The following is a 17,529-nucleotide window of genomic DNA, read 5'->3' as shown; positions in this document are numbered from 1 at the left end:
GCCATGGCCGGATCGCCGCCCGCCCCCACGCGCCCCGGCACCGGGACAACGGCCCAGGCCGCGTCGGCCGTCTCCGGAGGCGGGGCTCGGTCCGGCGCGCCGGCCACGGGCGCCGGGGCCGAACGCGCTGCTTCCCCCACGGGTGCCCTCAGGACCCGCTCCGGCTACCGGGCCCTGGCGGCTTCTCTACGGCCGCACCGTCGCGCCGGACTCGCCGGGGCGCTGCTCGGGCTGATCGGCAGCGCCCTCGGCCTGGCCCAGCCCCTGGCGGCCAAGACGTTGATCGACGACCTGGGCACGGGGCGCACGGCCATCGGTCCCGTACTGGTCCTGGCCGCGCTGCTGCTCGGTGCTGCCGGGTTCTCCGCGCTTGGCCAGTACGTCCTGCATCGCACCGCGGAGTTCGTCGTGTGTTCCGCCCGGCAGCGGATCACCGGGCGCCTGCTCCGGTTGACCGTGCCCGAGCTGGACAGGCACGAACCGGGTGATCTGATCACCCGTGCCACCTCCGACACCATGCTGCTGCGTCAAGCCGCCACCCAGTCCGCGGCGCCCGCCCTCACAGGCGTTGTCGTACTGGTCATGACGCTGGTGCTGATGGCCCTCCTGGACCTGGTCCTGCTCTCCGTCACGCTCACCGTCATGGCGTTGCTGGGGGCGGTCGTAGGGGCTGCGACGCCCGCCATCGGCCGTGCCACCCGGCAGGCGCAGGAGTCGGTCGGCGAGATCGGCGCGGCTCTGGAGCGGACTCTCGGGGCGGTGCGCGCGGTCAAGGCTGCCGGGGCTGAGCAGCGGGAGACAGTCGTTCTGGACCGGATGGCGGAGGACGCCCGTCGCACCGGGGTACGCGCCGCCGGCTGGCAGGCCCTGTCGGCGGCCGCGTCTGCCGTGGCCGGGCAGGCGTCCTTCCTGGCGGTGCTCGGCGTGGGCGGTGCCCGGGTCGCCTCGGGGACGATCAGCGTGTCCACCCTGGTCGCCTTCCTGCTGTATCTGTTCGCGCTGGCCCCGAGGATCAACCAACTCGTCGAGGCCGTGGGGCAGCTCCAGGTCGGTGCGGCCGCCGCCCTGCGTATCGAGGCGGTTCAGCACATGAACGCGGAGACCGCCGAACCGTCTGTCCCCGGCACGTGGTCCACCAGCGCCGCAAAGGCCGGGAGGCGGCCTCAGCCGTCGGCGGCCACGCTTCGCTTCGAGCAGGTGGGCTTCCGCTATCAGCCCGGGCTGCCCGCCGTCCATCACGGCATCTCCTTCACCGTGCCCGCCCGAGGGGTGACTGCGCTCGTGGGCCCCTCCGGCGCGGGCAAGACCACCACCTTTTCCCTGCTCGAACGTTTCTACGACCCGGACACCGGCCGCATCCTCCTCGACGAACGCGACGTGGAACAGTGGCCCTTGGCCGATCTGCGCGCAGCGATCGGTTACGTCGAGCAGGATGCGCCCGTGCTGTCCGGCACACTGCGCGAGAATCTCACCCTGGGCGCACCGCACACGCCGGACGACGACCTGCACGAGACATTGCGCCGCACCCGGCTGGAACCTGTCGTCGCCCGTCTTCCGCAGGGGCTGGACACCTTGGTCGGCCACCGGGGCAGTCGGCTCTCCGGAGGTGAACGCCAGCGCGTGGCCATCGCCCGGGCCCTCCTGCGCCGCCCTCGGCTACTCCTCCTGGACGAGGCCACCTCGCAGTTGGACGCCGACAACGAAGCAGCGCTGCGGGAGACCGTGGCGGAGGCGGCGCGGAACATCACCGTGCTCGTGGTGGCGCACCGGCTGTCCACCGTCACCACCGCTGATCGCATCATCGTCATGGAGGCGGGCCGGGTCCGGGCCGTGGGCACCCACGCGGAACTGCTCGAGTCCGATTCCCTCTATCGCGACCTGGCCATGACTCAGATGCTCACCGCCAGGCCGACGGCCGCCGGTGGGGGCGTCCATGAGTAGCTGTTGCCTCTCCGGACCTGAGGGCAGCGTGGTCGGGTGGGCCGGGGGTGCGATTGCCCCGGCCCACCCGGCCCTCCTGGCCGGCGGGAGGGTTGCGTCGCGTTACCTGGCGCCGTGGATGGCCTGGGGGTCTGTGACCGGCAGGGCGGGCTCGGCATGCGCGGTGGCGGGCGGCGTCACATAGACCGGGGTGGGGTCGGGTTCGGGTGCGCACGTCTTCGCGGCGACGCCTTTGCCTGCGGGGAGGCGGCCGTCTCGCAGGTAGTCGGTGAAGGTGTCGTCCAGGCAGGCGTTGCCGTGGAAGAGGATCTCGTGGAAGCTGCCTCCGTTCTGGACGACGAGTCTGGATCCGGGCAGTGCCTTGTGCATGGCGAGGGCACCCGGGTAGGGGGTGGCGGCGTCCTCGGTTGCCTGGAAGAGAAGGACGGGCGGCAGGCCCTTGCCGGTGATCTTCAGTCGGCCGGCCGGGTTGCCCTGGTAGGGCCAGAACATGCAGGCCGCGTTGTACCACATGTTGTTGTAGGTATAGAAGGGCGCGACGGCGTTGACCTTGGCCTGGTCCCTCTTCCAGAACTCCCAGTCACGCGGCCAGTTGTTCTCGGTGCACTGGACCGCGTTGTACGCGGGGAAGGTGCCGTCGTCGGCACCCGGGGCGGCATAGCGGTTATAGGCGCTCTGCAGCGGGCGGGTGTCGTTCTTGGTGAGGTAGGCCGACAGTACGGTTGCCATCTGCGGCCAGCGCAGGAAGTTGTAGCCGCCACCGTAGAAGGTGTCCTCGAACTCTGCGGGGCCGATCTTGCCGGGGGCCGGGGCGGCGGCTACCGGGCTGGTCCGCAACGCGGCTTCGACCTGGTAGTACTTCTGCTCCACGGTGGCGGCGTCCGTGCCCAGGTGGTAGACCGAGTCGGCCTTGGCGGTCCATGCCGCGAAGGCGTCGAACCGGCGCTGGTGTTCCCTGTCCTGCAGGACGTTGTGGTCGTACCAGCTGATGGTGGGGCCGACGATGCTGTCGAGCACCATCCGGCGCACGTGCGAAGGGAAGAGCTGGCCGTACGTCGAGCCCAGCGAGGTGCCCCACGAGCCCCCGTAGAAGTTGATCTTCTGGACGCCGAGCGCCCGCCGGATGCTGTCCATGTCGCGCGCGTTGTCGACGGTGGTCATGTGCGGCAGGAACCAGCTCCAGTTCGCGGCGCAGTCGGCGGCGTAGCCGGCCGACTTCTCCAGCCATGCCTGTGAGGTGCCCTGGCTGACCTGGTAGTCCGGCCGCTCGGCGTCGAAGTAGTGCGCGTCGCAGGTGACGTGGGGTTCGCTGCCGTTGGTGCCGCGGGGGTCGAAGCCGATCCAGTCGTAGGTCGAGGCGACGTCCTGAGGAATCCTGCCGGAGATGTAGGCGGGCATCCACAGACCGGAGTCGCCGGGGCCGCCGGGATTCAGCAGGATGGGCCCCTGCCGTTTGCTCTTGGGCGCGGTGGCCGGGAGCCGGTTCACCTTGATCTTGATCTTGGCGCCGTTCGGCTGTGTGTAGTCCAGCGGCACTTCGAGCATGGCGCACTGCAGCGCAGGAGTTGTCGCGTCGTTACACGAGCTCCAGATGAGTTTCCCCTGATCCGCGCCTCCTGGCGTGGTTGAGGAAGCCGAAGCAGGGGCGATACCCGCGCAGACTCCGCCGATGACGGCGACGACCGATAACAGGGCTCTGACTTTTGTCATGGAAGCATCATGTGGCATGTGCAATATCACATAGCATCTACGGAGTAGGCGTTACCCAACCGTGACGCGCCAGGGTGGTCCAGGCCGGGGGATCGGGCTCGGGCAGGGCTCTACGGCCTGCCCGAAGGCTCAGTCGGACGGTCCGCTGTGACCAGCCACGACGTGCTGCGCAGCCGCACCGTGCCGTCCGCTGCCAGGTGGTTGCGCAGATGGTCCGTCAGGGTGAGGCGGGCGCGCGCCCGCGCAGTCACGTCGGTCTGCTCCAGCAGGTGGCGACCGGGGCCCGTTCCCAGCAGGAACTCCGCCGCGTCCTCGGCTCCGTGTCCCCATGTCCCGCATGCTTGCGCCTGGTCGATGGCGATGTCGGTGAATCCGGCCGCGGTGAGGACGTCGCGGATGCGATCCGGACTGGCCAGGGAAAACATACCGGGCAGTCCCGGCCTCCCGAAGTCGCCGGCCGGCAGGAAGTCGCGCATCGACTCCACCGCCGCCACCCAGCCGTTGAGCCCGGCATCGGCCGGGCAGACGAACGCGAGGCGCCCGCCGGGCCGCAGCGCTCGCTCGACGTTGCCGAAGGCCGTCACGGGGTCGGCGAAGAACATCACCCCGTAGCGGCTGATCGCCGTGTCGAACGCGCCCGACTCGAAGGGGTGCACCTGCGCGTCGCCTTGGGCGAAGGAGACGTTGGTGATGCCCTCCCGCTCCGCGCGGGACCGCGCCTCGGCCAGCATGGGAGCGGAGAGGTCGAGGCCCAGCGCGTGCCCTCGGGGTGCCCGGAGGGCGGCGAGCCGCGTGGTCTGCCCGGAGCCGCAGCCCAGGTCGAGAACCCGGTGGTCCGGCGCGATGCCGGCGGCGTCGAGCAGCGGCTCGTTGAAGCCCTCGTTCACGGCGTTCCAGCGGTCCTGATTGCGGGCCCAGTGGGCACCTTCGGGGCCGTTCCACGCCTTTTCCTGGTCGGTGTTGACGACGTCCGGCACGGGGGTCCTCCTGTGGTGGATGACGGAGAATGGGCGTGCGCCCAAACAGTATGGGCATGTGCCCAAACTGGCAATCCCAGCTACCATCCGAGGAGTTGCGGCCTTGAGGCAGAACGGGAGAGCGACCCATGTCACCGCGCGGAGTGGCCACGCCGGACGTACGCGAGCGGCTGTTCGCGGCCGCCGAGCGTGTCGTGGGCAGGGACGGGCCCGGCGCACTCACCAGCCGGTCGGTCACCGCCGAAGCGGGCTGCGCCAAGGGGCTGTTGCACGCGCACTTCGCCGGGTTCGACGAGTTCGTGGCCGAGCTCTGCCTCGACCGGTTCGCGCGGACGGCGGCAAAGGCGCAGGCCCTGTCCGACCTCGCCGGGCAGGGCTCGGTGGCGCGGCATCTCGACGCCGTCGTCCTCGCGCTGTTCGACTCCGGCGGCCCTGCCTTGTCGGGCCTCGCCCTGAGCCGCCCCGCGGCCGCGCAGCGCATCCGCACGGCCCTGGAAGGCGGGGCGCCCGGCTTCACCGCGATCCAGGAGGCCATCACCGGCTATCTGGAGGAGGAACAGAAGCTCGGCCGGGTGGCGGAGACCATCGCTCCGGACACCGTGGCCCTCGCCATCGTCGGCACCGCCCACCATCTCCTGATGACCAGTTGGCCGGGCACACCTGATCCACGGCTCGCTATGAAGCGCCTGGTGGCCGCGTTGGTGGAGGGCTAGGGACGCTCGGCGAAAGGACCGGAGTCACAGAGTGGCACCTCCCAGGACGCACGTAGCCCGTGGGCAGAACCGGCCCTCCGCCCACGGGTGGGGCCACGCTTCAGTGGTGGTGCCTGCCGTGTGTGTCCCCTGCTGGGTGCCCGTGCTGCAGGTGACCGGTGTCGGGTGAGCCGCCCATCATGCGGAGCATGGACAGGCCGCCGGTGCGCAAGAAGCGCACCAGGAGCACCGCGGCCAGGAGGAGGAAGGCGATGTTGAGCCAGGTGGTGTAGTTCCAGCTCACGCCCTCCATGGGGATCTGCGCGTCGGCCTGGTCGGGGATCAGTCCAAGCCCGCCGAAGGAGAACTCGACGATGTATCCGGCACCGACCATCGCGAGATAGAAGGTGCCGAGCAGGAAGGCGGCTGTCTTGGCGCCGTAGTACTTCCGGTAGATGTTGAGGATCGGCAGGATCAGCAGGTCGGCGAAGATGAAGGCCACCACGCCGCCGAAGCTGATGCCGCCCTTCCACAGCACCACCGCCAGCGGCACATTGCCGATGGAGCACACGAACGAGGCGATCGCCACCAGCGGGCCGACGATCGGGCCCCACAGTTTGGAGGCGAGGGGGTGGCCGTCGAAGAAGAAGGTGCGCCAGAAGGAATCGGGCACCCAGGCGGCGATGGCGCCGGCGATGAGCAGGCCGACGACGAGGTCGCGCAGGATCGCCGCCCACTCCATGACGAAGACGTGTGAGGTCGAGGTGAAAGCCTCGCGGGAGAGCAGGCGCCGGGCGAAGGTGCGCTCGCTGTGAACGGACATGTCCATCGCGGCGTGGCCCTCCATCGAGCCGGCCAGTCCGCGTTCAGCCTGCTCGCGGGCGGTGCGCAGGAGTTTGTCACGCAGGAAGATGCGGAACAGGACCGCGAGCAGGGTGATCATGATCGGGCCGCCGACGAATTCGGCGGCGGTGAACTGCCAGCCCATCAGCAGGGCCAGGATCACGCCGAGCTCGACGACCAGGTTGGTGGAGGCGATTTCGAAGGCCATCGCGGCGGTGAAGTCCGCTCCCTTGCGGAACAGTGCGCGGGCCAGCGCGACCGCCGCGTACGAGCAGGATGACGACGCGGCGCCCAGGCCGGCGGCGATGGCGAGGGTGCGGGGTCGGCCATCGCCCAGGAGCGAGACCACGGTGGACTTGCGGACCACGGCCTGGACGACGGCGGACAGGGCGAAGCCGAGAATCAGGGCCCAGGTGATCTCCCAGGTCATCGATCCGGCAATCGACAGTGCGTGCAGTACGGCGTGCATCTGTGAAGCCTTCCTCCGTCAGGGTGCGGGACGCCGCCGTATGGGCGGCGCCCCGCCGGGGTTCAGCCGACGCGCAGGGTCAGGGCGGCAGTGTGGAGCTTGCCGCCGATCTGGAACTGCAGGAACAGCCGCCAGTTGCCGGAGACGGGCAGCTCGGCGTGGAAGGTCAGGTCCGGGCCGCCGTGGTCGCCGGTCACCTTGGTGGTCGGGTGGAGGTGGGCGAACGCGGCGTCACCTTCGTGGAATGCGGTCAGGTGGGCGTAGGTGTCCAGGTAGGGCTCAAGGCCGGTGACCGGCTTGCCGTCCTTGGTGATCGAGACGGTCAGCGGGTGTGCCATGCCGGCCATGGGCTCGCCCTTGACGGTGACGGTGTACCCGTCGGCCTGCGTGCTGGTGGCGGGTGCGGGCAGCGGGGTCCTGGCGGCGTTCCCGGGCACGGTGACGGTGCGCGAGAGCACGAAGTCCTTGCCCCTGCCCGCACCGGTGTTCGGGGTGAAGGAGGCGAACAGGCGCCAGGAACCCGGTGGGAGGGAGGACACACCAGCGGTCCAGGTGCCGTCGGCGGCCATGGTCGGGTGGATGTGCTGGAAGCCGGTCAGGTCGGAGCGGATCGCGTAGAAGTGCATCCGCTTGGTCTGGTCGAGGGCGAAGCCGGTGACCGGCCGGCCGTCCGGGCCCGTGACCCTGAACCGGTAGGCGGTCTGCTTGCCCGACGGCAGCGTCGCTTCCTTGGAGGTGAGGCGGTAGCCGTCCTGGGTGTCGGACAGGCCGTTGCCGGAGGCCATGTGATCCATGCCGGGCATGTCCCCCATCGACGGCGACGCGCCAGGCGAGGAGGACGCGGAGGACTTGCTGCCGTGGCCCATGCCGGGCATGGACGAGGAGTCGCTGGAGGAGCCGCAGGCAGCCGACGTCAGCGCGAGAACGGCTGCGGCGCCGGCCGCTGCGAGGCCGCGGCGGCGCGCGGTGAAACGGTACGAGGTGACCATCGAAGTGGAATCTCTCCGGGTGGGCGCACCACACCGGTGGTGCGCGGAACGAGCAGGAACGGTGCCGGTTTCCGGCTTGGCCGGGGTCCGGCGCGCACCTGTCACGTCCGCGCGATACACACCTGAAGCAGGAGCTCTCGTCCGCCGTCCGGGGGTCCGCGCCGCCCCCTCCCGTCGGCCGTTGCCCGCAGTCGGGTCAGCGTCCACAGGGCGGGCACGGCTGCACCTGCCACGGTGAGCAGGCCGGGCGCAGGCAGCGGGGTCCGCTCGTGAGCGGGGGTCGACACGCACAGCACTCCAGGCATCCGGGAGACGTCGACGGCCCGGACGGCGGATCCTGGACCGTGCCCGGTCGGCGCGTGGGCCGTGAGCAGGGCAGCGGTGTCGTGGCCACTGGGCATCGGCGAGGCCGCGGTCATGACGCCATGGCAACCCTCCGCGGCCGTGGCCGGGGCTCCGTGCATGAGGAAAAGCCCGAGCAGCACCGCGCACACGGCCAGCAGCCGGGCTGCGCCCCGCCTGCCTGCCTGTGCGCTGTCCACGGCCATGCCCTCCTTTTCGTTCAGTCTCGCTGCAGGATACCCCGGCAGGGTATCGAGTGGTGGGAGTAGTGTTCGTCAGACGTGACCGTTGTCCGTCAGCCTCCCAAGGCCCGCTCGACGACGCCGCGGCGGCCGCGGCCGAGGAGGCCGGCTACGGGGTGACGCGCGGACCGGACCGTCAAGCGGCTCCCCCGGCCACGGTCGCTGTCGGGCCGGCCGCGATCGAGAACGCGAGGACGAGGCCGTGGCCGGTTGCGTGTGCCGAGGTCAGCGCGACGCCGCGGGGCAGGCCGGTGACGGCCAGGGTCCGGGGCGCGAGCTCGTCCCGCAGCCCGGAGGCCCCGGAGCGGGCCGCGAGGTCGTCGACCGCCACACTGCGGCCGAGAACGCTGACGGTCGTGGGCGTGACGGTGAGCGCGTCCGCGGTCGTGGACACCTCGGCCCGCACGGCGACCGGCAGTCCGAGGCGGCCGATGTTCCCGCTCAGGAGCAGGGCGCCGTCCTGACCGCCGGCTGTCACGCCGTCCGCGCCGAGCGCGCCCAGGTGCCGGGTCACCTGGTCGTATCCGACGGTGGCGGTCCCGCTGCCGCCGGCGCTGTCGCCGCCCGTGGTGACGTCCTTCAGCCGGACGGACACGTCCATGACGGTGTGCTGACGGCGCACGCCCTTGGCGCTGACCTCGATGTCGCCGACGTCCCCGGCGAGGGTCCGAAGTCCCGAGAGCGGCGTGGTGAGATCGGCGTGCACCGGTCCGTCCGGCTTCAGCCAGGTCGCCGCACGGGCGGCGATGCGCTCCTCGGTCCTGTGCTCGATGAGAAGATCGGTCGCGCACACGAGGGCGGCCAGTATCGCGATGATCGCGCCAAGGACACGGGTCTTGCTCCGACGGTTACCGGTCACGTGGTCACTCACTCCGGAACGATGGGCTGGGCGGGCGGGTGAGGCGGTCAGGCGGACAACTTCGGGAGAAACCGGTCGAGTCGGCGGGGGATCCACCAGTTCGCCTTGCCCATGAGGAACATGGCGGACGGCACCAGGACGAGGCGGACCACGGTGGCGTCGACGATCACGCTGATCGCCAGTCCCAGGGCGAGCATCTTCACGACCACGGTCGGCGAGGCGGTGAAGGAGAGGAACACCGCGGTCATGATGAACGCCGCCGCGGAGATGACGCGCGCCGTCGCGGACAGCCCCTCGCCCACGGCAAGCCGGTTGTCACCGGTGCGCTGCCAGGCTTCGGCGATGCGGGACAGCAGGAAGATCTCGTAGTCCATGGACAGGCCGAAGACGATCGCGAACATCATCATCGGGACGTACGACTCGATCGGGACGGGCTCTGACAGCCCCAGCAGCGAGTCGCCCCAGCCCCACTGGAAGACCGCGACGAGCACGCCGTAGGACGCGGCAGTGGTGAACAGATTGAGGACGACGGCCTTCAGGGGGATCACCACACTGCGGAAGACCGTCATGAGCAGCAGGAAGGCGAGGACCAGGACGATGCCGATGACGATCGGCAGTCGCTCGCCGACGGTGTCGCGGAAGTCGGCATGACCGGCCACGCTGCCGGTGAGATAGGCCCGGGCGCCGGTGCCGTCGAGGGCCTTCGGCAGTGTCTGCCCGGAGAGGGTGTCCAGGAGAGCGTCGGTCGCGGCGTCCTGCGGCCCCGTGGTCGGGGTGACCGTGGTGACGAGGACCTTCCCGTCGGCGCTCGGCTCGACAGGGGTGAAGGAAGCCACGCCATGGGTGTCCCGGAGAGCGTCGGTCACGTCGTCGGAGATCCGGGTGACCGGGGTCTTCGACCTGCTCACGTCGACGACGGTGAGGATCGGGCCGTTCGCCCCGGTTCCGAAGCCCTGCCCGTCGGCGTTCGCGATCCAGTCGTAGGCGGTACGGGTACTGCTGCCGGGCCGGTCGGCGCCGGCGTCCACGTGGCCGAGGCGCATCGACAGCAGCGGGACGGAGCACATGCCGAGGACGGCTAGGCCGATGGCCAGGAAGGTCCAGGGGCGCCGCGAGACGAGTCCGGCATAGCGGTGCCAGCCGTCGTGCGCCCCTGTGCTCTCGGCGACGGGGCGGCGCAGCCGGAGCCGGTCGATGCGCCTGCCGACCAGGCCCAGGGCTGCCGGAACCAGGGTGAGGGCGGCACCGGCGGTGACGACGACGGCCAGGGTGGCCGCCAGGCCGATCTTGCCGATGAAGCTCAGCCCGCACGCATACAGGCTGAGCATGGCGACGGCGACCGTCACGGCGGCGATGAGGACGGCGCGTCCACTGGTGTGCGCCGTGCGGGCCGCGGCGTCGACCGGATCGCGACCGTCGATGAGGTCCTGGCGGAAGCGCGTGGTCAGGAACAGGGCGTAGTCGATGCCCACGCCCAGGCCGATCATGCCGGCGAGGGTCGTGGAGGACGTCGCGAAGGACACGGTGGCGGCGACGATGCCCACGATGCCCAGGCCGATTCCGACGCTGATCAGCGCGGTGACCAGGGGCAGCAGCGCGGCGAGGACGCTGCCGAAGGCCAGCAGCAGGATGACGAGGGCGACGGCGACGCCCACGCCTTCGCTCAGCTTGTCGTCGGCGGGTTCCCTGACCACCTGTTCGAGGTCGCCGCCGTAGGCCACCCCGAGTCCGGCCGCCCTGGCGGGCTGCGTCGCCCTGTCGAGTCGCGCGGTGTAGTCGTGGCCGAGATTCTTCAGCTGCTCGTCGAAGGAGACGGCGGTGTACGCGGTGCGCCCGTCGTCGCTGGTCACGAGCGTGGAGGTGGCGGTGACGTGCGGGAGGCCACGCAGGTCGGCCAGCGTTCGGTCGAGTGCGGACTGCCGCTGGGCCACGGTGCCGGAGTCGATGTGGAAGACCACCTTGCCGCTGGGCCGGCCCGCTTGGGGCAAGGAGGTGGCGAGGAGGTCGGCGCCGGTGCGGGAGGCGGCGCCGGGCAGGCTGACCTCGTCGCTGAAGGTGGGTGCGGCGATGTGCCGCCCGGCCAGGGCCGCCACGAGGACGAGCAGCCAGGCGGCGATGACCGCCGCCTGATGCCGGGCGCAGAAGCCGCCGAGGCGGCCGAGTACGCCGCGCGTCGGGGCGGGGTCCGCCGAAGGTTGCGCGTCGGCGTGCGCGTCGGCCTGCTCCAAGAGGTGCTGCGAGGGTCGGGGCACCGGGGCCTCCCAAGAAAAGTGTCACGAGTGACACGTACTCTAGAGAAGAAGTGGCATGAATGACAATTGGCATTCGTGCCAGTTTCGGCTCACGGTACTCAGGTCGCGTGACATGGGTGTCAATTGACAGTCGCGACACCATGGCAGAGGCTTCGACACATGCAGAGTGAGATCGCCCCCGCCGGACTGCGCGAACGCAAAAAGGAGGAGACGCGGCGCCTGCTGTTGGAAGGGGCCGCGCGCCTGTTCAAAGAGCGCGGCTTCGAGGCCACCACCGTTGCGGACATCGCCGCATACGCGAACGTCTCCGTGCGTACCTTCTTCCGCTACTTCGACAGCAAGGAAGCCCTGCTGCTGCCCGACGGCGTCGAAATCTTCGCGTACGTCGAGAACGCGCTGTCGCGGCGTCCGGCCGACGAGGAGCCCCTGGACGCGGTGTGCAACGCCCTGCTGGCGGCGGCCCAACCGTTCTCGGCCTCCACCCTGACCGCCCTCGGCCATCCGCTGGAGGACATCGAGAACGTCGTCACGGCCCGCCTCGTCCAGGCGTTCTCCGACTTCGAGGAGCGGCTGACCGCGCTGGTGCACCGCAGGCTGCCCCCGGACACGCCCGACGCCGACCTCAAAGCGGCCGTGATCGCCTGCGCGGCCCTTTCCGCAGTGCGTGCCGTGCTGAGGACACGCCGGGCGCGCCGGGCATCCGGCATCACGGACACGGGCCCGGCGCCCCTGCTGCGGGCCTTCGGGATCCTGCGCGAGATCGGCTCCCCCCAACGTCCATGACGGCGGCGGGAGGAGAGGAACCCTGGCCTGGGCCCGGCCGCATGGCCGGCCCTCGTCGCAGCCGGGCCACGACCTCGCGGCTCTCTCAGGATGAGCGCCAGGTTGACGTGGACCGTACCCCCAGGGGGAGAGTCCCCGCCCGGTGACAGCTGGTCCGTGCTTCAGCGGTGCGTGGTGGCTTGAGGTTGCCCGTGATGACGGTGGGGAAGCAGCGTCCGGCCATGGGCGCGGCCGAGCTGGGCAAGTCGGCGATCCGTTGCTGGTGGTGGCGGGGCCGCACGTCGCCGCGGTGTGGCTCTCATGGACAGACGTAGGTGAAACTCGCCCTCGCCTCCATCGGGGCCGCCTGGTGCGAGATCCTCAGGCGGGCGGTCCCCCGGAAGCGGCCCGAACCGCGGACCGTCCAGCGCAGGTGCACCCTGAGCCGGCGCTCGCCGCGGTGGGCGGTGCGGACCAGCTCGCCCGAGTCCTGGCCGTCCGCGCGCAGCCACCGGTATGTGACAGGACCGCCGTGCCCGTCGGTGGTGACGACACCGATCAGGTCGGCGGTCTGATCGCAGTGCAACGGCCCGGCGGGGGCCTGGACACGCACGGCGACGACCGCGGGAGCGGGGCCCGGGCGCAGCAGCAGCCAGAGCAGGACGGCGGCGATCGCGACGACGGCGGTGGTGAGGATCCAGCCCCGGCGTCTGCGGCGCGAGCGTGGGGAGGTGGCCGGCGCCGCCTCGGTCCGCCATCGTGCACGCAGGGCGTCCTGGTCCTCCGAGGGAACCCCGGGCCCGAACCGGAGCAGTATCTCGCCGCAGTCCTCCCCTGTCGCCACCGGAGGCGAGGCGGCACGGTTGCGCTTGCCGAGTACGGTCGCCCGGGTGTCCGGAGCGGTGGGGCGCCGAGCGCGGCCGGCCGTGGTGAGCCGGTCGGCGACGGCTGGTGGGTGAGATGCGGGGGCGGCCAGGGGAACTCGCGGGTCCGGGCCCGTGACGCTGTGGGCGCCGGCGGCCGTGGCGAGTTGGTCGGCGGTGGCTGAAGGGTGGGACGCGCGGTCGGGCGCGGGTGCAGGGGGTTCGGGGGCGGTGGGGCGGGGAGCGGGGGCCTCTGTAGTGGGCGCGGGGTGACGGTCCGTCGGTGGAGTCGGGCGGTCGGGGGCCGCTGCAACGGACGGTACCGGTCCCTTCGGCGGCACGAACTCGGGGGCCGACGCGGCAGTCGCCGCGCGGAGCGCCGTACGGCGCAGGAAGTCCGCCGGGAGTGCCGCGCGCCCGCCCACCAGGGCGGCCCGGGCCGCCGCCAGCCCCTCCGACTCGGCGGTGGCAGCGCAGCGGGCCACCAGGTCCGCCGCGGGGGTTCCGGGCTGCGTCCAGGCGGCGCCGAGCGTGCGGGCCAGGGCGGCCCAGGCAGCGGTGTCGACTGCCGGGCGGCCGGCGTGCGGCGTGTCGCCCGGCACCCGTCCTGCGGGCACGTCGCCCAGCACCGTGCTCAGCTCCGCCTCGGCCAGCAGGGCGACCCCGTCCGGGGCCGGCACGACGGTGTCGGGGCCGAGTGAACCGTGGGTCAGGCCTGCTGTGTGCAGGGCGAGGAGGGTCTGCGCGGTCTCGTTGAGGATGCTGGCCACGCTGCCCGCGTCCGGGCGAGGGTCGTTGGCCGACGACAGGACGTCGGCCAGCGTGGGGGCCGGTGGCCGGGCCGTCAGCAGCCACACCTCACCGGCCTCCGCCACGAGGTCGACCGTAGCGAGCAGGCCGGGCAGCCTGAGCTTCGCGGTGGTGAGCACCGCCGCCGCCAGGCGCTCGCGCGTGCCTTCGGGTGCCAGCAGGGCGCGGTCGATGCGCAGCGCGCCGAGGGTGGGCTCGCCGGACCGGGCGGGGAGAAGGGCATGCCAGGTGCCGTGGCGCGTGTGCCGTGACCAGCCGGACAGGGGGCGGCCGGCCACTGTGGTGGCTGTCGTCATGTCGATCCGTTCTCGTCGCGGCAGGGGGTGGCTCCCGGGTCCGTCGGGAGCATGGTCAGCACGGCGGTGCGTCCAGGGAGGCCGTCTGGGGACCGTTCGCTGCCGCCGGGTCGCTGCTGAGCGTGACGTCCCAGGTGCCCCGGCACGGGTGGTTGGAGAAATCGGCCTCGAAGGTCAGGTCGTACCGCGTGCTCCCGGACAGGGGCCGGGATTGGGAGCCGTACGGGTCGGCGGGTGTGTCGACGTAGTAGTTCGCGGTGACGGTCAGCGGACCGGTGCCCGTCGTCTCGACCGACACCGCCGCGATGAGCGTGCCCGGTTTCTGTCCGCGCTGCCAGGAGCCGATCGTGAGGGTGACCGTGCCGGGGGTGGCCACGCTCGGGGACGCGGTGGCCGGCGGCTCGGCCGGTGCGGTCGTCTCCGTGGACGGGGTCGGCGAGGGCGACGGGCTGTCCGCGGGCGTGACGGAGGGCGGTGCGTCGGCCGTGGGCGGGGCGGCGGTCGGCGAGGCGGATGTGGAAGGTGAAGCGCCCGGCTCGGTGGGCGAGTCGACCGGTGACGGGGATGACGGGGATGACGGGGTCGAACTCGCCACCGTCGTCGACGTGTCGTGCGGGCGGCCCGTCGCGTACGTCGCTCCGCCCGTGACGACCACCAGCGCGGCCACCCCGCCGGTCGCCACCTTCCATCCCCCTCGCTTCAGTCGGCCCAACAGGGTCAGCGCACTGGCCGAGCCGTCGAGCGCGGCGGTCGTGGTGAACGGGAACAACAGGGCGAGCAGCGCGGCGAGTTCGGCCAGCCTGCGACGGCCGCGCTGCTCCCAGCCGGCGCCATAGCCTTCGGTGGCGGACCGCTCCAGGGCGGCGAGGAACGTCCCGACGTCGGGCCGGTCCGCCGGGTCCTTCGCCAGACCCGCGCGCAGCAGCACACGCACCGGCGGGGGTACGTCGTCCAGCGGGGCCGGTGCGCGCAGGTGCTGCAGCCGCAGCGCGGTCACGTCGTCACCGGGGAACGGCCGCCGGCCGGTCAGGCACTCGAAGAACACCACGGACGCCGCGTAGACGTCGGCCGCCGGGCCGGCGGGCTCGCCGTTCCACTGCTCCGGCGCCATGTAAGCGGGCGTGCCCGCGGCCTCGGTCTCCCGGCCGCTGCGCACCGCGATGCCGAAGTCGGCGAGCGCGCTGGTGCCGTCGGCGCGGACCAGGACGTTCTCCGGCTTGTAGTCGCGGTGCACCACCCCGGCCGTGTGGGCCGCGCCCAGCCCGAGCAGGGAGCCCTTGAGCAGGACGAGCGCGGCCTCGGGGCCGGTCGCCCCGTGCCGGCGCAGCAGGTGGCGCAGGCTGACGCCGTCCACCGCCTCCATCACGATCGCGGCACCGGCGCGTGCCTCGACGTACTCGTACAGCCGCACCACGCACGGGTGCCGCAGCTCGCCGAGCAGCCGGGCCTCGGCCCGGAAACGGGCCAGGAACTCATGGTCCGCGCGCAGGCGCTCGCTCAGGTACTTGATGGCGACGGGCACACCGGTCGTGGTGTGCCGGGCGAGGACGACCCGGCCGCCCGCTCCCTCGCCGAGCGCGCGGACGGCCTCGTAGCCGGGTACGGTCCAGCCGCCGTCGGCGTGCGTGTCCTGGGTCATGCCGTCCTGGGTCATGCCGTCCCCTCCACCGGCGCGGGGAGCCCGGTGCCCTGCGGTACGTCCTTCGCGTCCCGTCGGCGCCGTACCCGGCGCAGCAGCCAGCGCACGGGCGCGGACCACACCGGGAAGGCGACCAGGGCGACGACGGCCGCCTCGATCACCGTGGTCCACGGCTCGGCCAGCCGGCCATCGAGCAGGTCGACGATCCGGGAGCGCCAGGCCAGCAGGGCGAGGGCGAGGAAGCCGTAGGTGCCCACGACGACCGCGAGGCCGTAGGCGGCCATGCCCGCCTGGCGCGGGCCGGGCCGGTTGCCCGCGCGCAGGTCTCGCCACAGTCCCGTGCGGAAGTAGGCGCTCGCCTCCTCGCGCAGCCGGGGCACCCGCAGGGCGTCGGTCAGCGCCTGGTAACCGTCCAGCGGCATCAGCGGGTTGAAGTTGTAGAGGGTGTTCAGGTAGAGGCCGAAGGCCAGGTGGTAGAGGATGGCCGAGACGGGTCCCGCGGGCAGCAGGGCCGCGCCCGTGGCGCACCAGCCGGCCAGCGCCGCCGTGGACAGCGGCCCGGACAGGGCCACCACGACCCGTGACCAGCGGGAGCCGAACCACATGTCGCTGGTGTCCACGAACGCGAACGGCATGCCCATCATCAGCAGGAACCCGCCGCGCCGGACCTTGCGGCCGTACGACTTCACGGCCAGCGCGTGCGTCAGCTCGTGGACGAGCAGCGCGGTCACGTATCCGGCGGCCAGCAGGACCGGGCCCCACACGCCCGCTCCGCCGAAGTCCAGCAGGTGGTGCCGGCCCTGGGCGGCGAAGAACGCGACGAGGCCGCCGGCGACCGACAGCCAGGCGAGCAGCACCCCGGTCCGGGTGAACAGCCGCCAGCCGAAGGCCCGGTAGAGCCGGGTCACCAGTCGGTCGAGGCCCGGGACCGAGACCTCCAGCTTCAGCAACGCCCGGTACACGGCACTCGCCGCGCGCCGCCAGCCCTTCGGCCGCTCCTCCTCCGGCCGGCCGGGCAGGCCGCGCAGCAACCCGGCTTCCGCGAACGCGGTCAGCGCGGACTCGATGCGGGGCAGGGCGAGTTCGCCGTAGCGGTCGGCGTAGGCGAACAGCAGGTCCCGTACGGTGTTGTCACCGTCGACGGCGTGCCAGAGGAAGACCTGGCGCTCGTCCAGTTCCAGATAACGGCCGGTGCGGGTGCTGCTGAGCACCCAGCGGGGAGCCCCGCGTTCGGTGGGGACCTGCTTGAGGGCCCAGCCGGAACGCCGTCGGGGACGCGCGGTGAGCGGGCCGTTCGCCTCCGGGGCCTCCTCCTGTCCGGCGGTGGGCAGATGGGTCAGCTGGGTACCGACGACCATCGTGCGGGAGCCGATCCGGGCGTCGCGGGGCTGCTCGAACACCAGGCGTACGTCACCGACGGACAGCTCGGTGCCGTCGGCGAGGCCGGCCGCGCCGCCGTGCAGCTCGACACCGCCGACCGCGATGCCGTTGAAGGAGTCCAGGTCCTCGATCCGGAAGCCCTCGGCGGTGCGGAGGATACGGGCGTGGCGGCGCGAGACGCTGCCGTCGGACAGGACGACGTCGTTGTCCTCACCCCGGCCCAGTGTGGTGACAGGTCGGGTCAGCGCGACGAGCAGCGTGGGGTCGTCGAGGCCGCGCAGCTGGGGCGCGGCGTACGACGTCGGGGCGGCACCCCGGCGAGGGGTGCCGCAGTGCAGGCAGTACGGGAAGTCGCGCCGCACGTGGACGCGGCAGAGGTGGCAGAGCATGCGGTGGCTCAGCCCGCGCCGGAACCGCTGGCGAACGTTCCTCCGTCGAAGCCTGCGTCGGCATCCGCGGCGGG

General features: G+C 72.0%; 13 protein-coding genes. 3 read left to right on the top strand and 10 right to left on the bottom strand.

The genetic code is table 11. The features are described from left to right. Positions 1 to 3: 3 nt before the first annotated feature. Positions 4 to 1,941, top strand: a complete 1,938-nt coding sequence (locus ACZ41I_RS06010; RefSeq protein WP_468513278.1) for an ABC transporter ATP-binding protein — start codon at positions 4 to 6, stop codon at positions 1,939 to 1,941. A gap of 102 nt (positions 1,942 to 2,043) precedes the next feature. Here the strand turns inward: ACZ41I_RS06010 and ACZ41I_RS06005 are convergent, their stop codons facing one another. Next, positions 2,044 to 3,486: an alpha/beta hydrolase gene (locus ACZ41I_RS06005; protein ID WP_468513277.1), complete on the bottom strand. Its 1,443-nt coding sequence runs from the start codon at positions 3,484 to 3,486 to the stop codon at positions 2,044 to 2,046. A gap of 275 nt (positions 3,487 to 3,761) precedes the next feature. Next, positions 3,762 to 4,628, bottom strand: a complete 867-nt coding sequence (locus tag ACZ41I_RS06000) for a class I SAM-dependent methyltransferase (RefSeq protein WP_468513276.1) — start codon at positions 4,626 to 4,628, stop codon at positions 3,762 to 3,764. Between the two features lie 128 nt (positions 4,629 to 4,756). Between ACZ41I_RS06000 and ACZ41I_RS05995 the strand changes: the two genes are divergently transcribed. Beyond that, positions 4,757 to 5,341 (top strand): TetR/AcrR family transcriptional regulator, encoded by a 585-nt coding sequence (locus tag ACZ41I_RS05995; RefSeq protein ID WP_468513275.1) that lies wholly within the window; start codon positions 4,757 to 4,759, stop codon positions 5,339 to 5,341. A gap of 100 nt (positions 5,342 to 5,441) precedes the next feature. Here the strand turns inward: ACZ41I_RS05995 and ACZ41I_RS05990 are convergent, their stop codons facing one another. The 5 genes from ACZ41I_RS05990 to ACZ41I_RS05970 form a co-directional block, all read right to left on the bottom strand. Further along, complete coding sequence (locus ACZ41I_RS05990; protein ID WP_468513274.1) at positions 5,442 to 6,632, bottom strand: permease; 1,191 nt, start codon at positions 6,630 to 6,632, stop codon at positions 5,442 to 5,444. Between the two features lie 62 nt (positions 6,633 to 6,694). Then, positions 6,695 to 7,621 carry a hypothetical protein gene (locus tag ACZ41I_RS05985; protein ID WP_468513273.1) on the bottom strand — a complete coding sequence of 309 codons (927 nt, stop codon included), beginning with the start codon at positions 7,619 to 7,621 and terminating at the stop codon, positions 6,695 to 6,697. A gap of 101 nt (positions 7,622 to 7,722) precedes the next feature. Then, positions 7,723 to 8,169: a hypothetical protein gene (locus ACZ41I_RS05980; protein WP_468513272.1), complete on the bottom strand. Its 447-nt coding sequence runs from the start codon at positions 8,167 to 8,169 to the stop codon at positions 7,723 to 7,725. Positions 8,170 to 8,341: 172 nt separating this feature from the next. After that, positions 8,342 to 9,064 carry an LmeA family phospholipid-binding protein gene (locus ACZ41I_RS05975; protein WP_468513271.1) on the bottom strand — a complete coding sequence of 241 codons (723 nt, stop codon included), beginning with the start codon at positions 9,062 to 9,064 and terminating at the stop codon, positions 8,342 to 8,344. A 47-nt stretch (positions 9,065 to 9,111) separates the two neighbouring features. Further along, complete coding sequence (locus tag ACZ41I_RS05970) at positions 9,112 to 11,316, bottom strand: MMPL family transporter (RefSeq protein ID WP_468513270.1); 2,205 nt, start codon at positions 11,314 to 11,316, stop codon at positions 9,112 to 9,114. A 159-nt stretch (positions 11,317 to 11,475) separates the two neighbouring features. On the opposite strand from ACZ41I_RS05970, the gene ACZ41I_RS05965 reads away from it, so the two are divergent. Further along, positions 11,476 to 12,099 (top strand): TetR/AcrR family transcriptional regulator, encoded by a 624-nt coding sequence (locus ACZ41I_RS05965; RefSeq protein ID WP_399762859.1) that lies wholly within the window; start codon positions 11,476 to 11,478, stop codon positions 12,097 to 12,099. Positions 12,100 to 12,397: 298 nt separating this feature from the next. Here ACZ41I_RS05965 and ACZ41I_RS05960 read toward each other — a convergent pair whose 3' ends face one another. From ACZ41I_RS05960 to ACZ41I_RS05950, 3 genes are read right to left on the bottom strand one after another with little or no spacing between them, the layout of a single operon-like run. Continuing rightward, positions 12,398 to 14,047, bottom strand: a complete 1,650-nt coding sequence (locus ACZ41I_RS05960; protein WP_468513269.1) for a serine/threonine-protein kinase — start codon at positions 14,045 to 14,047, stop codon at positions 12,398 to 12,400. A 55-nt stretch (positions 14,048 to 14,102) separates the two neighbouring features. Next, on the bottom strand, positions 14,103 to 15,701 hold the full coding sequence (locus ACZ41I_RS05955) for a serine/threonine-protein kinase (RefSeq protein ID WP_468513268.1): 1,599 nt from the start codon (positions 15,699 to 15,701) through the stop codon (positions 14,103 to 14,105). Continuing rightward, positions 15,698 to 17,455, bottom strand: coding sequence for an FHA domain-containing protein (locus ACZ41I_RS05950; RefSeq protein ID WP_468513267.1), 1,758 nt, complete (start codon positions 17,453 to 17,455; stop codon positions 15,698 to 15,700). The genes ACZ41I_RS05955 and ACZ41I_RS05950 overlap by 4 nt, the downstream gene beginning before the upstream one ends. Positions 17,456 to 17,529: the final 74 nt, after the last annotated feature.

The organism is Streptomyces sp. NPDC030799 (assembly GCF_055572255.1).
This window is presented reverse-complemented; position numbering and strand designations above follow the sequence as displayed.

What these genes read in the sequence shown, in the direction of transcription:
- ACZ41I_RS06010 (WP_468513278.1), top strand. Translation starts at nt 4, where the DNA reads ATGGCCGGATCGCCGCCCGCCCCCACGCGCCCCGGCACCGGGACAACG.
- ACZ41I_RS06005 (WP_468513277.1), bottom strand. Translation starts at nt 3,486, where the DNA reads ATGCTCGAAGTGCCGCTGGACTACACACAGCCGAACGGCGCCAAGATC.
- ACZ41I_RS05995 (WP_468513275.1), top strand. Translation starts at nt 4,757, where the DNA reads ATGTCACCGCGCGGAGTGGCCACGCCGGACGTACGCGAGCGGCTGTTC.
- ACZ41I_RS05990 (WP_468513274.1), bottom strand. Translation starts at nt 6,632, where the DNA reads ATGCACGCCGTACTGCACGCACTGTCGATTGCCGGATCGATGACCTGG.
- ACZ41I_RS05985 (WP_468513273.1), bottom strand. Translation starts at nt 7,621, where the DNA reads ATGGTCACCTCGTACCGTTTCACCGCGCGCCGCCGCGGCCTCGCAGCG.
- ACZ41I_RS05980 (WP_468513272.1), bottom strand. Translation starts at nt 8,169, where the DNA reads ATGGCCGTGGACAGCGCACAGGCAGGCAGGCGGGGCGCAGCCCGGCTG.
- ACZ41I_RS05965 (WP_399762859.1), top strand. Translation starts at nt 11,476, where the DNA reads ATGCAGAGTGAGATCGCCCCCGCCGGACTGCGCGAACGCAAAAAGGAG.
- ACZ41I_RS05960 (WP_468513269.1), bottom strand. Translation starts at nt 14,047, where the DNA reads ATGACGACAGCCACCACAGTGGCCGGCCGCCCCCTGTCCGGCTGGTCA.
- ACZ41I_RS05955 (WP_468513268.1), bottom strand. Translation starts at nt 15,701, where the DNA reads ATGACCCAGGACGGCATGACCCAGGACACGCACGCCGACGGCGGCTGG.
- ACZ41I_RS05950 (WP_468513267.1), bottom strand. Translation starts at nt 17,455, where the DNA reads ATGCTCTGCCACCTCTGCCGCGTCCACGTGCGGCGCGACTTCCCGTAC.